23 protein-coding genes are annotated in these 19302 nt (G+C 44.2%); all 23 read right to left on the bottom strand.

The window, feature by feature from the left end:
• A partial coding sequence (locus AMS66_RS34480) for a collagen-like repeat preface domain-containing protein (protein WP_144424658.1) occupies positions 1-1221 on the bottom strand: 1221 nt, incomplete at its 3' end.
• Between the two features lie 197 nt (positions 1222-1418).
• A complete protein-coding gene (locus AMS66_RS31450) occupies positions 1419-2816 on the bottom strand; it encodes an ATP-binding protein (RefSeq protein ID WP_236703704.1) in 1398 nt (465 codons plus the stop codon).
• 55 nt (positions 2817-2871) lie between these two features.
• A complete protein-coding gene (locus tag AMS66_RS31445) occupies positions 2872-3588 on the bottom strand; it encodes a response regulator transcription factor (protein ID WP_017687664.1) in 717 nt (238 codons plus the stop codon).
• Between the two features lie 149 nt (positions 3589-3737).
• Positions 3738-5000, bottom strand: coding sequence for a cytochrome c biogenesis protein CcsA (gene ccsA / locus AMS66_RS31440; RefSeq protein WP_053784501.1), 1263 nt, complete (start codon positions 4998-5000; stop codon positions 3738-3740).
• The gene (gene resB, locus AMS66_RS31435) at positions 4997-6670 is read right to left on the bottom strand and encodes a cytochrome c biogenesis protein ResB (RefSeq protein WP_053784500.1); all 1674 of its coding nucleotides are present in this window, start codon (positions 6668-6670) and stop codon (positions 4997-4999) included. Before resB ends, ccsA begins: the two co-directional genes overlap by 4 nt.
• A gap of 14 nt (positions 6671-6684) precedes the next feature.
• Positions 6685-7212, bottom strand: coding sequence for a redoxin domain-containing protein (locus tag AMS66_RS31430; RefSeq protein WP_053784499.1), 528 nt, complete (start codon positions 7210-7212; stop codon positions 6685-6687).
• Positions 7213-7465: 253 nt separating this feature from the next.
• Positions 7466-8215, bottom strand: a complete 750-nt coding sequence (locus AMS66_RS31425; RefSeq protein WP_024634051.1) for a pseudouridine synthase — start codon at positions 8213-8215, stop codon at positions 7466-7468.
• 219 nt (positions 8216-8434) lie between these two features.
• Positions 8435-9253, bottom strand: coding sequence for a S1 family peptidase (locus AMS66_RS31420; protein ID WP_053784498.1), 819 nt, complete (start codon positions 9251-9253; stop codon positions 8435-8437).
• Between the two features lie 64 nt (positions 9254-9317).
• Positions 9318-9851, bottom strand: coding sequence for a spore maturation protein (locus AMS66_RS31415; protein WP_053784497.1), 534 nt, complete (start codon positions 9849-9851; stop codon positions 9318-9320).
• A gap of 6 nt (positions 9852-9857) precedes the next feature.
• Positions 9858-10484, bottom strand: coding sequence for a nucleoside recognition domain-containing protein (locus AMS66_RS31410; protein ID WP_053784496.1), 627 nt, complete (start codon positions 10482-10484; stop codon positions 9858-9860).
• Between the two features lie 91 nt (positions 10485-10575).
• Positions 10576-11763, bottom strand: a complete 1188-nt coding sequence (locus tag AMS66_RS31405) for a D-alanyl-D-alanine carboxypeptidase family protein (RefSeq protein ID WP_053784495.1) — start codon at positions 11761-11763, stop codon at positions 10576-10578.
• 158 nt (positions 11764-11921) lie between these two features.
• Positions 11922-12716: a sigma-70 family RNA polymerase sigma factor gene (locus AMS66_RS31400; RefSeq protein WP_053784494.1), complete on the bottom strand. Its 795-nt coding sequence runs from the start codon at positions 12714-12716 to the stop codon at positions 11922-11924.
• A gap of 55 nt (positions 12717-12771) precedes the next feature.
• Complete coding sequence (locus tag AMS66_RS31395) at positions 12772-13389, bottom strand: lytic transglycosylase domain-containing protein (protein WP_053784493.1); 618 nt, start codon at positions 13387-13389, stop codon at positions 12772-12774.
• Positions 13390-13522: 133 nt separating this feature from the next.
• The gene (locus tag AMS66_RS31390) at positions 13523-13738 is read right to left on the bottom strand and encodes a hypothetical protein (protein ID WP_053784492.1); all 216 of its coding nucleotides are present in this window, start codon (positions 13736-13738) and stop codon (positions 13523-13525) included.
• Positions 13739-14182, bottom strand: coding sequence for a hypothetical protein (locus AMS66_RS31385; protein ID WP_053784491.1), 444 nt, complete (start codon positions 14180-14182; stop codon positions 13739-13741). It lies immediately after the preceding gene.
• An 85-nt stretch (positions 14183-14267) separates the two neighbouring features.
• Complete coding sequence (locus AMS66_RS31380) at positions 14268-14705, bottom strand: hypothetical protein (RefSeq protein WP_144424657.1); 438 nt, start codon at positions 14703-14705, stop codon at positions 14268-14270.
• A 97-nt stretch (positions 14706-14802) separates the two neighbouring features.
• Complete coding sequence (locus AMS66_RS31375) at positions 14803-15369, bottom strand: sigma-70 family RNA polymerase sigma factor (RefSeq protein WP_053784490.1); 567 nt, start codon at positions 15367-15369, stop codon at positions 14803-14805.
• 732 nt (positions 15370-16101) lie between these two features.
• Positions 16102-16500 carry a Na-translocating system protein MpsC family protein gene (locus tag AMS66_RS31370; RefSeq protein WP_160319755.1) on the bottom strand — a complete coding sequence of 133 codons (399 nt, stop codon included), beginning with the start codon at positions 16498-16500 and terminating at the stop codon, positions 16102-16104.
• A 262-nt stretch (positions 16501-16762) separates the two neighbouring features.
• Positions 16763-16954: a hypothetical protein gene (locus AMS66_RS31365; RefSeq protein ID WP_053784488.1), complete on the bottom strand. Its 192-nt coding sequence runs from the start codon at positions 16952-16954 to the stop codon at positions 16763-16765.
• Positions 16923-17246 carry a hypothetical protein gene (locus AMS66_RS31360; RefSeq protein WP_053784487.1) on the bottom strand — a complete coding sequence of 108 codons (324 nt, stop codon included), beginning with the start codon at positions 17244-17246 and terminating at the stop codon, positions 16923-16925. The genes AMS66_RS31365 and AMS66_RS31360 overlap by 32 nt, the downstream gene beginning before the upstream one ends.
• A 176-nt stretch (positions 17247-17422) precedes the next feature.
• A complete protein-coding gene (locus AMS66_RS31355) occupies positions 17423-18337 on the bottom strand; it encodes a hypothetical protein (protein WP_053784486.1) in 915 nt (304 codons plus the stop codon).
• Positions 18338-18347: 10 nt separating this feature from the next.
• Entirely contained in the window at positions 18348-18743 is a 396-nt protein-coding gene (locus AMS66_RS31350) for a hypothetical protein (RefSeq protein ID WP_053784485.1), read from the bottom strand.
• Positions 18740-19300: a hypothetical protein gene (locus AMS66_RS31345; protein ID WP_053784484.1), complete on the bottom strand. Its 561-nt coding sequence runs from the start codon at positions 19298-19300 to the stop codon at positions 18740-18742. The genes AMS66_RS31350 and AMS66_RS31345 overlap by 4 nt, the downstream gene beginning before the upstream one ends.
• Positions 19301-19302 lie beyond the last annotated feature (2 nt).

The raw sequence follows: 19302 nt of genomic DNA, 5'->3' as shown, positions 1-19302 counted from the left end.
TACTGCTGGATCAAACGGTACAATCCCACTTAGACCTATTCCAGTCGCCCCCGTTACACCCGTAGGTCCAGTAGGACCTGCACCTGCAAGCAAGGTGTAGTCTGGTGATGTACCTGGAATTCCAGTTGGTGAAGCTACATTCGTAATATAGGTACTACCGTCAAATGTCACTATTTGACCTGCTGGATACGTTGGTGCTACTGCTGGATCAAACGGAACAGAACCACCGAGTCCCACACCTGTTGCCCCAGTGGCTCCGGTAGCTCCTGCCGCTGCTAGCAAAGTATAATCCGGTGAACTACCCGGTGTTCCCGTTGGCGATACCACATTAGTAATGTAGGTACTGCCGCCAAATGTTACAATTTGTCCTGCCGGATAACCTGGTGCAAGTGCCGGATCGAATGGAACAGAGCCCGTTAAACCTGCCCCTGTTGCTCCAGTTGTTCCACCTGACAAAAACAACGTGTAGTCTGGAGAACTTCCCGGTATACCCGTGGGTCCATTCACATTAACAACATAGAGACTGCCATTATACGAAACCACTTGACCTTGCACATAGCCAGGTGCCTGAGCTGGATCAAAAACGGAAATATCATTCAGTCCAACTCCGGGCAGCCCCTGCGGACCCGGTACGCCTTGGGGCCCTACTGGACCTACTGGTCCAACTGCACCTCCTGGCCCGGCAGGACCTGGCACTCCGGGTACGCCCGGAACCCCTGGCACTCCCGGGGGTCCTGGAGGGCCTGGGGTTCCCGATGTTCCAAATGAACTGGTAGCACGACTCAATGATACAGATATGGAGCGAATCAACCCGACCAGTTTATCTTTTTCCGCAGGCGAAACTTCCAGAAGCAACGTCATACTTAATAAATCATCGATCAAATTTTGCAAGTTGCCAGCCAGATTGATGACGGCTACAGGCACAACTTCAGAACCTGCAATGGTTAGTTCCAGAACGGATTGCAACTCTGCTTTCACCCCAGCTCGGAAACCAGAGGTATTAACAAAGGTGAGCAAGCTCCGTAAACTATTTTGCAACGCGAGAATATTAGACGCTGTAGGCTGACTGACAGCTGCCGGAATAGTCACTGCGAGAGAGTTCAAAATAGACTGAAACTGCTCCACTTCACTCGATGTTATTGGAATAAACGGTGAGCCTGCTTGAAATGCTCTTCCTTCTAAGAAGGCTTTAATATTCACCCTTTTTCTTTCATCAGACATGCCTAATCCACTCCTCCTTTAACTTCTTCGCTTTTCCAAGCTTATGTTTAATAAGAGGCAAAATTATCTTGTTCACATTTTTTGATACAAAAAATGTGAACATACTGTTCCACGTTGAACAAGATTAAACGGTACTGTTCAACAAAAAAAGCACCCTCAGCATGAGGGTGCTTTCGCACTTTTTGTATGAAATCAGGCTATTTCGAAGAATCCACAGGAAATTGTAAAATAAACTCTGTACCTTCGCCTAGTACACTATTAACGACAATGGTACCATGATGGGCATCTACAATATTTTTTACAATTGCGAGCCCAAGTCCTGTACCGACACTTTCACCCCGAACGCGAGCCTTATCTGCTTTGTAGAATCGTTCAAAAATAAATGGCAAATCAGAAGACGGAATGCCTACGCCTTCATCTTTTAAAGTCACTTTAGCTACAGGTGTCCGGATATCGGCTACCAGCTCTGCCGATATGACAACATTTTTGTCTGATGGAGTATGCCGAAACGCATTATCCAGCAAATTTGTAAATACCTGTTCAAGCCGATCCTCATCGGCCTGGTGGAGTTCAATCGAAGTCTGTCTGCACTCAAACCGAAGATGGATGTTCTGTTCTTTGGAACGTACCGAGAACTTTCTGTATACCCGTTCCAGTAGTTCAACCAGGTCCACTTCCTTCACGGCCATATCCGTATGCCCAGCTTCCATTCGGGCAAGATCAAGCAGATCTTTAACCAATCTGCCCATACGCAAAGACTCATCATGAATCACTTGAATTAATTCTTCACTTTCTTCTGGAGAAGCCGCCATCCCATCCAAAAGAGCCTCACTATACCCTTGCATCATGGATAGCGGAGTACGTATTTCGTGAGATACATTTGCGACAAAATCACGACGCATTTTCTCCAGTCGTACTTCCTCCGTTACGTCACGAAGCACAGCAACAGCGCCTCGCACGACACTATCTGCGTATAATGGCGCCATCTGAACAGACCAGACTCCCTGCTGCACATGCACGTTAGAGTTCTGATCGCCACCTTGCTCCATCACCATTTTGAACAAAGGAACGAGTGGTTCCGGCACATCTCGTGAAGAGCTCACAGAATTATCCGAATCCTTTCCTTCGCCCATCTGTGCCCAATCCAAATCACACCAAGCCTGCATGATTTTCTCTCCAGGGGGGTTCGTCAAAATAACTTTCCCCTCGCCGTCGAATGTAACTACCGCATCGGTCATGCTTCGGAGCACGCTCGCCAAATGTTCTTTCTCATGGTTAAGGTTGCGAATGTTATCTTCCAGCTGTGCAGCCATATGGTTAAATGTATTACCTAATTCTCCAATCTCATCGCTCGTTACAAGAGAGAGACGCGTACCGTAGTTTCCTTTCCGAATCGCATTCGCTGCCTGAATTAACTGCTGCATCGGCTGCGTAATTTTCGTAAAAAGAAACAGCGCAAAAAAGGTCGTCAAGCTGAAGCCGATAATACAAACATACGTGAACAAACGTTTGATATCTCTCGACTCTGACTCCGCAAAATTCGTATCAATATACGGCAGCAAAAAAAGACCCAATGCTATGAGTACACAGCCCACGAGGCAAATAATCGTAATCCATAACTTCCCGACCAGCGATCTCCAGAAACTAAAACTACTTCGGTACTTCCAGTTTATAACCCACACCCCACACCGTCGTAATCATCGCCGCTGATTCTGGCGAAACCTTGTTTAACTTCTCGCGAAGACGCTTCACATGCGTATCCACAGTACGAAGATCACCAAAGAATTCATAGTTCCATACATCCTTCAGCAGCTCTTCTCTGGAGAAAACTTTATCTGGAGATGTGGCGAGATAATGCAATAGTTCATATTCTTTCGGTGTCAGACTGATCTCTTCCCCACCTGCGGTTACGCGGTGAGCATCATGTTCGATGACCAAATGAGGAAACACAATATTGTTACTTGAATTACTCTCTTTGGACAGATAAGCTGTTGCAGAAGAACGACGCAGTATCGCCTTCACCCGATAAATCACTTCTCGTGGACTGAACGGTTTAACAACATAGTCATCTGCTCCAACTTCGAAGCCCTGAACACGGTTAATTTCTTCGCCTTTTGCAGTAAGCATCAACACCGGGGTTGATTTTACCTGACGCAGACGAGTACATACTTCAACGCCGTCCATGCCCGGCAACATCACATCAAGCAAAATCAGACCATAGTCACCTGCAGTTGCTTTTCGCAGGGCAGTTTCCCCGTCTTCTGCTTCATCAATTTCATAACCTTCCTTTTCCAGATACATTTTCAAAAGTCGGCGGATTCTCTCCTCGTCATCCACGACCAGTATACGGTTCTCATGTTCAGCCATTCCACTCCAGCCCCTTTACAATAACTCCTCATCACTTCTATTATGTTCGATCTGGCGAACAATATTTGAAAGCCCCTATTGAAGCAGGGGCTTACATATATGTTTCATGGATTTCTCTCCGGAACTTCACGAAAACGAAACGACCTGTCCTAGTCTGCTCCTGCGTAAGAATGCAACCCGGCGATGATCAAATTCACACCAACGAGCGTAAACATTACGACCAAAAATCCAAGTACTGCAAGCCAGGCAGACTTGCGGCCCTGCCAGCCTCTGGACAAACGCAAATGCAGGTACACACTATAATATAACCATGTTATCAGTGCCCACACCTCTTTGGGGTCCCATCCCCAGAAGCGGCTCCAAGCAATCTGGGCCCAGATCATGGCGAAAATTAATGCGCCCAAGGTAAAAATAGGGAACCCGATAGCAATTGCGCGATAACTAATCTCATCCAGATCATCCGCATCAATGCCATCCAGCATCGGTTGCAGAGCTTGTCCAAGCGGTCTTCTTACAATCAAACGAATAAGTCCATATAAGAGCAGCCCTACAATCAACGACCAGACTACCGTATTCAGTTTACGTCCAGCATTAACTCCGTTCATCCAGGAAGGCGTCTCAAGCAAAGGTTCCTTCATGCCAAGAAACGGTTTTATGCTCTCCACTTCGCTATCATAAGGTGCAAAAATAGGAGGCATGCGATAAATCACTTTCTCTATTGTACTATTTTCCTGTACCTCTGTGTCAATGCTAGTGGTTTGCTTAACAAAAACCGCCTCATATCCGGATGCACGGAAAGCAAATACCGACCCGATAAACCCGACAACAACAACGATAGTGATTAACGTAAACTCAACCCACCCACGCTGGCGTCTGGATGACTTATCCTTGCCACTGAAATCGACTGTACGTAACAAGTACATGAATCCCGCAGCAAAGCCGACGGCGAAGAACGCTTCACCAAGCGCTGCCAAGGTTACGTGGATTTTGAGCCATATCGACTGCAAAGCAGGGATCAGCGGCTGTACTTCCTGAGGAAATACGGCTGCATAAGCCATAATAATGATGGTTAGTGGCAATGCGAATAGTCCCAGCAAAGACTTACGATAGATTGCGTAGACTACGATAAATGCCACCATAATCATCATGGATAGAAAGCTCATAAATTCATACATATTACTTACCGGAATATGACCTGCCCCAGCCCAGCGTGTACCAAAAAAGATGAGATGTGCAGCTAATGCAACAGTTGATGCAACAAAGGCTCGCTTTCCCCAGCGTTCTACATGAGCTTGCGGGTCACGATTACTCCATTTCTTTCCCATGACGGCAACGCCATATAACATAAATGCAGCACAGTATAGAAAAAAAGATACGATAAATGCGTCGCTGCTGAAATCCAATAAACTCATGTTTGGTTCCCCCCGTTATCCAACGACTTCTCATCCACTTCCACATTCATATGTTTTAACACGGCTGCAATCTCACGCCTGAAGCCAAACCAGTTTTTGTTCGTATGGCCGCCTAAGGTGAGCTGTCCATCATCAATCCGAATCCAAATACGTCGGTGGTGCCAGTAGAAGCCCATAACCAGACCCAGCATGACGATTCCTGCTCCAATCCATACAAAAGGCATAGCCTTATCAATACGTATATTGAGGTAACTTACGGATTGAATAATGTCAACCTTATCCATGCTGTCAACCTCTAGCTGCAAAGGAATTTCTCCTCCATTCAGCTGTTTGTTAATTGCGTCCTGCTGAAAACGCTGTTTATCTATCTGCTTCGCAAAATACAAGTACTGCATTCCCTCTTCTGGTAAATCGGGCCCCTTGATGTTAAATAGAAAGGCAGGCGCATTAGGCGAAGGGGACTTTGATTTGGGCTCTCCATTTTCATCCAGTCCAAAATCCATATATTTTTCTTTTACAGTCAGACTATAGGGGCCTGCTTCAAACGTTCGCTGCGTATCCACCATGGCAATTTGGATTGCTCCGTACTTCTCCCCCGTCTGAGAATTGACCAGATCAGGCGTTACCGAACGAATCGTTGGCGTCAGATCATAATCAAACTGATACGCTTTCAACCCGTTGTAATTCAGTGGATGGTTCACTCGAACATCATGTCGGTCCACCTCGGACAACTGAGGTTTTTTCGAAGGATCCGAGCAATCTGCCGTACATTCGTACAATACCACCTTGGTTTCAAACAGTTTTGGAACGGTTTTGTTCAGATTACGAAATTGTTCCGGCACTTCATCTTCATTGTAAAATTCAACATTAAACTGTTCATTCTTCAAATACATGGACGTGTTCGGGATTTTCTTGATCTCCCCTTCGGGAAATGCAACATGCTCATCCAGATTCAGGCCGGGAATTCCCCGAGCAAGAACAGCCAGCAGAAAGATAATCAATCCGATATGAATGACATAAGGCCCCCAGCGACTGAATCGCTGTTTCTCAGCCAGTAATGCAGTACCCTCGGTGTGTACTCGATAACCTTTCTTTTTAAGTGGCGTAACCGCTTTCTTAATCCAGTCTTCTGATGCCTCATCTATGGAACCTTGGTACACCAGACGCTGGCGTGTAAGAAACTGCATGTGTTTACGTATTTTCTGTTTGTTCAACGCTTTGTATAGTGGAAGGACCCTGTCAAGACTGCATATGACCAATGAAGCACCGATCAGCACCAGTAGCAAAATAAACCACCAGGATTCGTATGTATGGGACAGACCCAGCAGATAATAGATATGACCCAGCTGACCGTATGTTTCCTTGTAATATACGGATGGATCAATGTTCAGAAACGTACTTTCTTGTGGATAGATCGTGCCCAGCATGGAACCTACAAGCGTAAACACAATCATGTAAACTGCAATTTTGACCGATGAGAAAAAGTTCCATATGCGATCAATAATTTTGGGATTCGTACGCTGCGAACGACGCGCCATGCCATCATAACGCATTTCTAATACTTCATCCGATTTGACCTCGGCCTCCAGCAGTGGCTTGCCGCATGCTTCACACAGCACAGTGCCCACCGGATTCTGGTGTCCGCACTCACACTTCGTATTTTGGAACACGACTAGACCTCCTGTCAGGGCTGTTTCGCCAGTTGTGAAATTTGAGCGTCAAGCGTGTCCAAGTCTAGTTGACCGATATGAATGGTGGATATTTTACCCGTGTCGGAGACAAAAAATGTCGTTGGCATCGGAGATATGCCAAAATCCCGGATCGAGTTTTTGTCACGGTCGAGCATAATCGGAAACGTAACGCCCACCTGTTGAACAAAATTTTCCACGGTCATCTGGTCTTCCCCAACATTGATACCAACAAATTGAACACCCTGGTCCTTCCATTTGTCCGCTTGCGCTTGAAGTGCAGGCATCTCTTTGACACAAGGCTCACACCATGTTCCCCAGAAGTTGATTACCATGGCTTTGCCTTTGTATTCCTCAGACGTATGAACTTGTCCATCCAGGCCCAGCAGTTCAAAAGAAGGAGCCTTATCCCCTTCTTTTGGCTTGCCATTCGAGCCGGATACCGATGTAGTAATCGCATATCCGCCCAACACCAGGATCAATAACAAAATGACGATTTGCACCGCTCTTCTTGATTTGCCCATGTGCTGCTCCCCTTTTAATTCAGCATTTTGCATAATTTGATTCTAAACGCTCCCGGGTACAAGAATTAGACGAATAACACCATTTCGATCTAACTCTTGCTGATTGAAAGTCGCTCCGGGGATTTATGCAAAATGCTTGAGTGACTAGCATTCGCATATAACGGTCTCGGACAACTGTGAACATCCTATGAACAATTATAGCGAATTTCGTCACAAAACTGCGGCGCTTTTATGAAAATTATGTGTCCTCACATTACCTTTTTTTCATTTTTTTGGCGGGTTCTGATTTTGCGAGCGTAATCAGGTTGTTCACTTCTTCTTTGGTCAGATTGCGTGTCAGTCCCCGTTTCAGGTTTTGCAGCAAAATACCACCAAACGAGATCCGCTTCAAACGTGTTACCGGATGGTTAATCGCCTCGAACATACGTCTAACCTGACGGTTACGCCCTTCGTAAATCGTGATGGAGATTACAGCTTCATTTCCTGCGGTGTCCACATCCTTGTACTCAACCTCTGCAGGAGCTGTCATACCATCATCCAGCATAATGCCTGTCTTTAATTTCTCCAGGGCAGTACCGTGTGGAACCCCTTTAACGGTTGCCAGGTACGTCTTCGGTACGTGATGCTTCGGATGCGTCAGTAAATGAGCAAATTCCCCATCATTGGTCAAAATCAGCAAGCCTTCTGTGTCATAATCCAGACGACCAACGGGATACACACGTTCTTTGACACCTTTAAGATAATCGGATACAATTTTCCGACCTTCCGGGTCTGAAGCACTTGTGATAACACCTTTCGGTTTGTTCAACATCATGTACACTTTCTTTTCACTGCGGATCGGTTTACCATTAACCGTAATCATATCCTCTTCGGGGTTCGCTTTCGTACCCAGTTCGGTTACGACCTCCCCGTTAACTTCTACTTTGCCGGACAGGATCAATTCCTCACTCTTGCGACGGGATGCAATGCCTGCCTGTGCGATAATTTTTTGTAATCTTTCCATGTTTGTCATGTCACCTCACACTAATGATACCCATCAAGACCGGAAATCACAAGGATAATCCATCGATTTTGTTAACGCAGGGGTTGTAAACACCTTTTGAGCTGCATTTAGCTATGATTTTAAGCCAAAAAGCTCACCTCTCACTTCCTGTGTACATCAGGAGCGTTAAGGTGAGCCCATTCACTTTCAGCCGTATGTAACCACGCAATGTGAATAAGGTTAATTGGCTACTTTTCCAGCAACAACGACCTGTTTTTTCGCAGGGGTTGCACTTTCTTTAATGAAGGATTGCAGCGTTTTGGAAGTAATAAAATAAGTACGTCCTCCGTATACAAAGGTCATCATGCCAATAACCCGATTGTTCTGATCCAGAACAGGACCACCTGAATTACCTTGTGCCACTGATTTTACGATGCTGCCAATGCCCTTCTTGCCTGGAACATCCGAATCTTGTGAATTAAACACTCGGCTCTTGGCGATTGTATTGTAAGTTGAAGGGAAACCTTCGTCCAACAGCACAAGTTCCCCGGCGGAATTTTTAGGAAAGCCGATGGTATAGACAATTTGATTATCTTTCGCATTAGCAAACGTCACCGGTTGTGCATCGATTTCTTTGTCCAGCTTCAGCAGTGCCATATCTGTCACCGGATCTGTTTTAATGATTTTGGCTTTAACCGGCTTGTCCAGCTGACCTGGGCTTGCTACAGTCAGTATGCCTTCATCCCCTTTAGACAGTTCAGCAAAATCCTGAACGACATGATAGTTCGTAAGAACCTCATCCTTGGAGATCAGTATTGATGTACCCACATCATAATATACCGTATCGGGTTCATCCTGCTTGACCAGACGTACATTCACAACCGGAAAAGAATCCGCTGAAACGGCCAGCTGAGCACGTAGTTGTTTATCGAAGTAACCCGTAAAATGAATCGTATTAACGGCTTGAGCCGCGGCCAACCCCGCCTGTCCTGCAAGCAATGCAATGGCAAGCATCCCCGAGATTCCAAAGCGGAGCATTCGTTTCCAACTCTTTTGCATGGTTCTCACTCTCCTCCGCTATCATTCTAGCATAATTCGTATATCGGAAGGAGAGGGCATATTTTTAACCAAATACTATCAAACAAATGACCAAAGCAGCAATAAAACCAACCACATCAGAAAACAACCCGACTTTGAGGGCATAGCGACCATTGCGTATGCCTACGGCTCCAAAATAAACTGTCAATACATATAGGGTTGTATCCGTACTCCCTTGAATCGTGGAGGCCATGCGGCCAATCATAGAGTCGGGACCATAGGTTTTGATCAGATCTGTCGTAAAGGCGAGCGAGCCTGTCCCGGTCAAAGGACGCAAAATACCAAGCGGCAATACTTCTCCAGGAATCCCCATCCAGGATACGAGTGGAGCGATCAGACTAATCACATAATCCAGTGCACCGGAAGCACGGAATACACTGATCGCTACCATCATGCCTACCAGATGGGGAATAATGCTGATTGCCGTAGAGAATCCATCTTTGGCCCCATCAACAAAGGATTCGTATACCGGGACCTTTTTGGTAAACGCATATAATGGAACAAACGCGATAATAACCGGAATGGCCCAGACGGAAATCCAGTTGATGAAGGTTAACAACGCTACTCATCCTTTCATACCGGGATTGTCACTTTTATGTACACGCGGCGGCCTGTGAAGCGCCCTGCTTCGGTACCAGCGATCCGCCACGATGGCTGCAAATGTCGCAACAATGGTTGCCATTAACGTTGTGCCTACAATTTCCGTGGCATTCGCGGAATGATAATTAAGACGAATGGCTATGAGGGTTGTCGGAATAATGGTGATACTCGCTGTATTCAAAGCCAGCAACGTGCACATGGCAGGGGACGCGGTCTGTTTATCCGGATTCAGTTCTTGCAGCTGCTGCATGGCTTTGATCCCCATTGGGGTAGCCGCATTGCCGAGGCCAAGCAGATTAGCACTCATGTTGGATAAAATGTAGCCCATGGCTGGATGATTTCGCGGAACATCTGGGAATAAAAAGCCAACAACCGGACCCAGGAGTTTTGCAATCCGGCCCAGCAGCCCGGCATCCTCAGCCATTTTCATCATACCCATCCAGAACACGAGCACACTGATCAGCCCAAAACATACCGTTACACCCGTTGCTGCTCCATCGAAAGCCGCCTGCGTAACGACTTCAATTTTGCCCTGTGCAGCTGCAAAAGCAAAGCCGATAACAATCATGAGAAGCCAGATTAAATTGATCAAAGGATAACCCTCCCCTCAACTGCATTATCTTTTTATTTCGAAGGAACAAGAGGAACAAAACGAGCATATCATTTTGTCTTGTCGATTTAGATTATGGAGATAACAACTGGCTTAATACTGCACGCCATGCGGAAGCCCAAGTCGAAATTTCACCGATTCCCCCCAGAGTTGCATCCTCTGTCTTCGGCTCCGGCGGAATATAACTTCCTTTGCGATACACAGGTATTGAACCCACAAGTTTACCGTCAAGCTGCATATCAATTCGGCCAGCCAGTCCAAAAGAAGGATCTGTCGATTTTGCATCACCCTCTGTATTCTCCTGGACACGGTTTTCGTGTAAAATCAGCTTTTTCGTCAATGAGGATGTCTCACTCTTCGCCAGAGGATAAGTGAACCCGCGGCCTGTAACCACATCCGTGTTCTGTACAGGCTGTTCTTTTTTTGCAATTTCCACCAAAGGGAAATTTTCAAAGCCGAAATCTAGCATACGCGCATGATCATTCCAGTCATCGCCGTCGTTCAGGGTTACCGCAGCAAGTTGTTGACCATTGCGAGTAGCAGAGCTGACCAGACAGCGAAATGCCTTCTTGGTATATCCTGTCTTTACGCCGTCGGCTCCCTCGTACAGTCGCAGCATTTTATTTTTGTTTTGCCAGGAGTAATCCCAGCTCTCATTTGGATTGGGGGCAGACTTGTTCTCTGTCGCTACAATACGTTTGAATACCGGATTCTTGAGCGCATACGCGGTTAAACGTGCCAGATCATTCGCAGTGGAATAATGTCCATCGGCGTCAAGTCCGTGAGGATTCATAAAATGAGAATGGGTCAAACCAATTTGCTCTGCCTTTTTGTTCATTAACAGGACAAATCCTTCTTCAGATCCACCGACATGTTCAGCAATTGCCGAGGCCGCATCGTTGCCTGATCGCAGCATTAGCCCATACAGCATGTTTTCCAGCGTCATTTCTTCACCCAGCTTGAGATAGATGGATGATCCTTCTTTGGCAAACGCCGAGGAAGTCACTTTTACTTTGTCATTCAGTTTACCGTGTTCAATCGCTACAATTGCCGTCATGATTTTGGTCAAGCTGGCAATTCGGAGTTCCTTATCCCCATCTTTGCTGTACAATATTCGGCCCGATGTCACGTCAATGAGAGCAGCGCTTTGCGCATGGGTTGAAGGGCCGGGTATTGTTCCCTGGGCTTCAGCAAGCCCAAATGAGGGAAACAGGAACAAGGGTACCAGCATACATGCCATAAATTTCATTATTTTTCGCATCGATTCATTCCTCCGGGTCGCTTGGAATCTTGTACTAGCTTATGTCTGGACAACCCGAAGTATGTCCCAGTGTTAGAAAACAGCAAAAATCCCTTTCGCATATGCGCTGCGGAAGGGATGTTGTAGTCTTGAAAAGGAGTTGCCAGGCGTGATTAAAATTAGTTATTATCCAGCATCTTGGCCACTTTTCGCATAATTCTGGAGACTCTCATCTGGCTAATGTCTTCCATCTCCGCTGTTTGTGTTTGATTAAAGCCGTCTACCCGATGTTTCAGGACAGTGACTTCCTTCTCGCTTAACTTGCGCTTCACTGAGTCAATAACGGCGTCAACATAAATTCGGTCCACCACTCCATCCTCAATGTTTTCCCCACTATAGATGGTATCCATCAACGTAACTGCTTGAGCTTGCTGATCATCTGCTCCGACAGGCTCATCCAGATATTTGACTCCCTTGCCCACTTGAAGCGCCTTGTTGATTTTCTCCTCTTCTTCGTCGAGCAACAAGGCGATTTCATGAGTTGTCGGGAGATACCCCATATCATGCTCCAGCCGATTGATTCGGTTAATTAATTCAGTAGCTGTACGAGTGGGTCGAATGATGCTTGCGCTATCTCTCAGAAAACATCGAATTTCCCTTACAATGGCAGTAACCGCAAACGAACTAAATTTCACACCACGCCCTGTGTCAAATGCTTTGACCGCTTTAATGAAACCAAGGCGACCCAATTGAAGAATATCGTCTTTTTCAACACAATGATTTTTGATAATGACTTCCGGTTTTCCAATGTATTTATGTACGGAATGCCAAATCAAGTTCTCGTTAACCAAAATGCTATCTCCTAGAAAATGTTCATCGACTTGACATCGTTCAATATTTCCTACAAGATCCATAGAGTAAAATTTCTTGTCCAACTTCAACTTCATGTTAATATGTTCTGAAAATTTATCCATCTAGATCTCCCTATGTAAATGTTGTGGAAGTTCACCAACAATCTAACGTTCTTACTTAATTTTTCTTTAACATCTGAATCATCTTGCTATGGTGTTTCTTCACTTGGTTGTAATACCAGGGGCGAGCCTTACCCTTGTCGACATTTCCTTCCCCTTGATTGTACGCAATCGTTGCTGTACGAAGGTTTCCATCATACTTTTCCAACAGATATTCCATATATTTAATGCTGGTTTTGATGTTAACTTCAGGCTTGTATAAGTCACTGCCTTTAACACCAAACGTTTTGGCCGTACTCGGCAGTATTTGAAGGAGCCCGATGGCTCCATGATTCGATGTGCTATCCTCTATTAAGCGGCTCTCCTGCCAGATCATGGCGAATATCCACAGAGAGTCTATATTGGAGCCTTCAATATATTGATCAACCCACTTCACATACTTCAACAATTTAGCCTGGCTTACCATCTTCTCTTGATAAGAATCAATATAATGCTCCAACATATCTACCATTTCTTTATGGGACGTAGAATCCGGACTTGATTTCACTTTGAGAGCTTGTTTTGTATGTTGTTCTCCAATTGAATTAGAAGCAGTTGGTGCAATCAGCCCGCCATATAACGTTATAGATGCTAGTACCACCGTAATGATCATCCCGATTTTTTCAAATATAACCAACGGGATTGCTCACCTCCTTAGGTTGAACCTTATATAATAGAAGGAAACCGTAGTTTATGCCTGCTTGCACGAACTTGTACCCCAATAATTTATAGGTCTGTTGTTGTCAAGTTTATAGGTCTCCTTTTTCCTATTAAGGCCCATATCGCTCACTGGTTTGATATGCCAAGATTGCTGTATATTCTAACCTGCTGGTTGCTGGATCGTAGGCGGAAGTAACATCCACCCCAATAACCAATACATTTGGTTTGACATTCATCCAGGTGTTGATCTGTTCCTCTAGATCCAGGGGTGATGGGGATATAAACATCTTTACAGCAATATCTACGGCATAATTTTTCATCTTCATTTATTCATTACCGATAAGAAGCTCGGGATTTAATTCTTCGTTTGTTTCTTTATTGCTCAGCACATCGGAAAGGGATTCGTTGACGTTTTCGGTGTTCTCTTCTTTCTTTTTCTCCTCGATCAACTGAGCAAACTCCTCTTGAGTCAACTCATATATCTCCAGTTCAAATGCACTTGTGAGAATATATCCCATACCATCTGTTAAATGGACGTTGTAGTAGGTTTGCGGTTGCTCGTGAAATTCGTCCGCTTCATAGTTGAATCCAATAACTGCTTTTTCATAGCCAGCTACAGTACCCGCAAACCATACATTGGCTTTTGTTGTTGCGCCTGTGGGCGTTTGAATCTCATGCACATTTGTTGGTGCGTGAACGCATTTTCCAACTAGACTTGCAACCAATTCTTCGGTTAATGTATCGTCTTTTGCTTTTATCATTTGTGTCATACGGTCATTCCTCCATATATTCAAAATATCTTGAGCCTGGCTTTTCAGCTCTTCAATTGCTCTATACGCGTTGTATCATTGACAGTTAACGTTTTAATACAGGAGAAATATCTGGGGCACCGCTAATGAGCGTATAATACGTTCGAATATGAACAACTGCTCGATATAGGTCATTCATTCGCTTGGACAACATTTCCTCAATCACAGGCTCCCATACCCTAAGTCCTACACCCATAATCGGTTTGTTTTGCATATACGCATGATGTAAGATCACTACCTCAGTAGGAGTAAGCTTTTCCACATCGAGATTAACTAGCAACGCATCTGCTTGTAAGACAACCTTCTCAATAATCAACGCATACTCCCGGTTACTTAGGTCGGAAGCGGTAGACGAATCGTGGTGGGCCCAAGCAATATCAGGAAATGCCGACAGACTTTCCAATGTAAATCCCAACACAACAACACTGAGCATATTCTTCTGCCACCCTCCATTATTCAATCGATCAATTACTCTATACGACATAAAAAAGCACCCCGTTAAGGGTGCTTTTAATGATATGTATCGTTTTGATGATCAATCTGCAACAAGCTTCGGCTATTAATTGCCATTTAATTTGATACTACAGAGCTTCGTATTTCTCACGAATCGCTTTCCACAACTGTGATATGCGTGCCTTGGATACACCTAACATTGCTGCAATTTCTACAAACTCGTACCCCGAGGTTCGAAGTTTAAAAATCTCTTTCTCCCGGTCATTAAGCTTCATATTCTCCATGATGTCAGTCACGAATTCAAAATTCTCAAAAGCAAACCCGACGTGCCCAAGTGTTAGCGCTGTATCTGTTCCCTCACTTTCATCACTGGAGCCAAGATCAGTACACACAAGCTGGACAGCGTTAACGACACTGAGGTTTTTCTCAGACATGCATTTGCGGTACATATCCTTGATTTTATTCTCGATCAGGTGATCAACAAACGTCGACATTTTTGCTTTTTCAGCATCATACTTGTCCAGCGCGTTATATAACTTAATCATGATCTCCTGCGTTACATCCTCTTTTTCCATCCCTGCAAACGTTTTGCCTCTAAGCTTATGGCGACATTTTTCCTGTGCTTTGTTCAAAAACGTATCTATATCCCCAATTTCAAATAAATCATCAAACCCCATAGCAGTCGTAGCAGACATTATCATTTTCCCCCAATGATTATTTAGTTGTTAGTTAAACTTTAACTAGTATTTCTATAGTTATAATTATCTTCAATTCTTTCACTCACAATCTAGCATCTCTCACCGTAACCAAACTTTATGAATGACTTGCCGATGTCCAAAAAAACCATACCTAATATGTAGTGTTATCACTTCTTCGTAAATATGAAACATCTTCTTCAGGCGAAGCTTAAAGCTAGATAAGTCTTTTGCATTGCAAAAAAATACTTAAATGATTCACCTCCTCATTCTGATATCCACAACAACAAGATCGAATCCTAACTTTCAAAACACAGCAATGAATATTTGTTCAGTGCCACTTTTCCAACCTATTACATTCAGAATAACAAATACGAACTAATGTTCGCAACATATTTTTATCAGCTTCGTCTAAACACCTTTTACCCACTATATACGAAGCCAACTAGGAAACGTAAAGCCCGTTTTTTTGCAAACAAAAAGACCAACACAGAGCGCACCACTAGGAAAATACCAAAATGGTGGAATGTGTCGGTCTTGGTCTGACATCTATTTCGTTCCAATTACCGAAATTATGGTCTTGAAGCTCTCTAATACAGTTGCAGGCTTCGTCAAGATTATTAATTCTATCTGATCGCCATAAGGGTAGTATAAGGAAATATGTAGGATATTGTCAACATTAAAATTAGTTCCGAAGAACCTATCCAATAACAAAACAAATATTCATGAGTCTTAAGGCATATTTATAGCATCGTTTTTCAGCAGCCCCTCAACATCCTTGTTCATTTTAAAGACAGTTACCTGTTCCGCAAAATCAGTGCCAAAGAACATGGTTTCAATATCTTCAATTTTCAAACCCAGGTGAATATAGGAGAAAACAGGACTGAAATCTTCTCTCATCATTTGTGCAAGCTTCAGCTTGTATTCGGCAAAGATCTGACTGGAATGCGATTGCATGTGTTCAAGCATGAACGCTTCAGGTTTGGTGAATTTTGCTGTAAACTTCAGGATGATAAAATGATTCATGATGACGACTCTGGTATCTACTGGCCCGCGTTCAGTAAAATCTTTTCTAATTCTTGATGCCATTTTCGCGAGTTCTCTTTCCAAGTCTTTTATCTCAATGTTCACATCCCTCCCTACAATCATCCTTTTCCCTCCTATTGCCCCTGAATACAATAATCAAACCTAATTTAATCAAAACTCCTTATACAAGACAAGTTTCAATGCGTTTATGGACTAAAGTTCCCGGTATCTTTTCAGAAAAAGGAATAGACCCCAGAAGTAGGCTTGGGGTATATCACTGGTTTTACTATGGTTTACAATTATTCAAATAAAGCAGCAATTTACGCTTAGAACTATACTATTTCGTTTTAGCATCTACTATTTAACCTTATTGTTCATTAAGCACGTCAACTTTGAGCAGGCTGAACGCCACCAGATTTAAAACCACATTGGCACCATACTCCCTCTCAATCACATCGAATGCCTCTTCCGTTGCACCAACTAGATCGTTCTTCTCCGAGGTCATCTCCATTGTGACAATCTCCTCATTATTCAGCGCAAAGGTCAGTCTGTACAGCATCGGTGTTCTCCTCCTTCGAAGTAAGCTCTATATTACGAACATCGGTGAGATCAATGATGTGCACAATCTGATCTGTATCTTCCAAAGTGATCGACTTCCCCTCATTTTTATGTTTGGTAAAAAGCCTACGATACTCTTGCTTGACCTCATCAGCAGTTAAAGGAATCTCGCGAACAACTTTATCGGAATCCTTCTCTTTTTGTTGCAGCCTGGGATTATCCTCAATCCATGTTACTGTTTTCTTTTTGCCACTTCCCTTGAAATAGAAATGAGCGGTGAGTCCAATATTCATCTAGTAATACCTCCTGGGCAAAAATGTGTTCTAACGTACTAGGAAATAAAAAATAAAACTCAAGTGTTAGCCTTCATACCTTCACTATTCTCTCTATACGTCCTAACCGTCAGGATGTTAACCTGTTCAGTCAGAATTCTTTTTTAGAACAAAAAAAGGACAGCATAAGCTATCCCTTAATATTTCTTAACCGCTATGCGATTCCCCAGAGAGTCATAGATGTATTTGAAGTTAATTTGAATTGGGGTGACTGCCATCCTGGTGATGGACTTAGATTCCAGTCTTCCCTCATCATCATAATGATATATAACATCGACCAAGGTCGGCAGCTGTACAAAGGCTTTTCCATCAAACCGATGAACTTCACCAATGGAAATCACCAAGAACGAATCATTTTGCACATACCCATCTGTCGAAATCGGCATGATCAGCAATGGCTCTGTGACTACCTGCTCCGTGTAATTGTCTGTGACGACTTGTCGAATGACCCGGCCTTGCATATCATTAGCAAAATAAGTAACTACGTCTGTATAATCCACCAAATCACTGATTGCATCCCATGGGTCCATCACACTCAAGCGCTTGCGCTCGGATACAGTCATGCTCACATGGGTTGCACCATCGATGATCATATCTGCGCTATGTGTATCCGGATGAATATAATGATTCGCTTCACTCTCTACATTTAACAGCTTCTCACGCTCTTGTGGGGTCATAACCACTTTCGTGTTTCCATCTATCAAAATGTCCGCACTGTGTGTGTCGGGGTGGGAGTAAATCAACGTTTTGGTACCATTGATATTCACGGCTCCGTTATCCATATGATTAGAAACTCGGTCACCGCCAACCTTCACATATTCCCCACCACTGTATGTATACGTTGTTGAGGTGTTCTGATTGCTTGAGTCCTGGCGTACCAGATATAATCTTCCTGCTTCACCTATGGTCGGCAGCTCTGTCTTTAGTCTCACCGAAACGACATTGCCAGTGGAAACTGCGTCCAGCCTTCCATCAAGCGTGGCAAAGGAATCTCTGGCTTGTTTGACTTCACGTTCTACCTTGGCAGCTTTGCTGAATGAAACAATGTCCATGGTATCCCTCCTACCTTGTAGTCAAACCAACGACCTCAACATCGAAGTTGGCCACATCTGTTCCCAAATTTTTCAACGACAAGTGCAGTGTAGAAGTTCCGTCAACGTCCTCATAAGGCAAATCGATCATATCGTAAATGCCTTCCATAAAATTCCCCGTCGAGTATTGGGCATTGTTGAAATACAGAACTTCTGGATGAGGGCCAGCGCTATTCAGTACATGAACTTCCACATTCGTTTCTCTGGACGGAATGACCCTGATCGTTTTAATCATGAATCGAGGATGTTCCATCGGAATATCGATCAACGCCTTTGCCCCTCCGCCAACATACTCTACTTTTCGGGCAAACGAAACTGGCAATAGCACTTTTCTCATCTCCTCCATCAGTTTCCATGTTCGATTCAAGACTCTTCCCTCCTTCTAGGAATATGTGTATCCGGATATTTCCGTGGACGAAGATGAGCACCGGACGTATTTCCATCACCGCTGTAAGACCAATCTCCCCACGTCTTTCCTACCAATCCGGACTGGTTAACTGGAATTTTGACCTTTATACACCAATCGAGACCCGCATAATTCTGCTTTACTTTCAGTCCTCGGATCGTTTCTCGGATTAAGCCTACTCCACTAGATTGAGTCAAGAACTTGTGCTTCAGAATCATATTTTTTTCGTAAGGAATTCCAGTCCTGTTTCTTGCTCCGTAAATGTACTTGTCCGAAACGTATCCGATGAGATGATCACCATGGGTGTCAAGCAGCCTCCACGTTCCCCACCGATAGATGTCAACCAGTTCTGCAGTAGTGTTTAAAGTACCTACAGAGAAGATCATTTCCTTACCTTCAAAGGTTAACGGAACAGCATTTAGATCGTATCCAACACGATAAGAAACTCCCGCCTTACTTTGGGTAAAAAGAGAACCGCTCGCGGCGGTTCCTACAACGTTTCCTTGATGTACAGTCATGT

Origin of the sequence: Paenibacillus xylanivorans (assembly GCF_001280595.1) — a bacterium.
Taxonomy (GTDB): Bacteria; Bacillota; Bacilli; order Paenibacillales; family Paenibacillaceae; genus Paenibacillus; species Paenibacillus xylanivorans.
The sequence above is the reverse complement of the archived record's forward strand: the minus strand, read 5'-3'. Positions and strand labels throughout refer to the sequence as shown.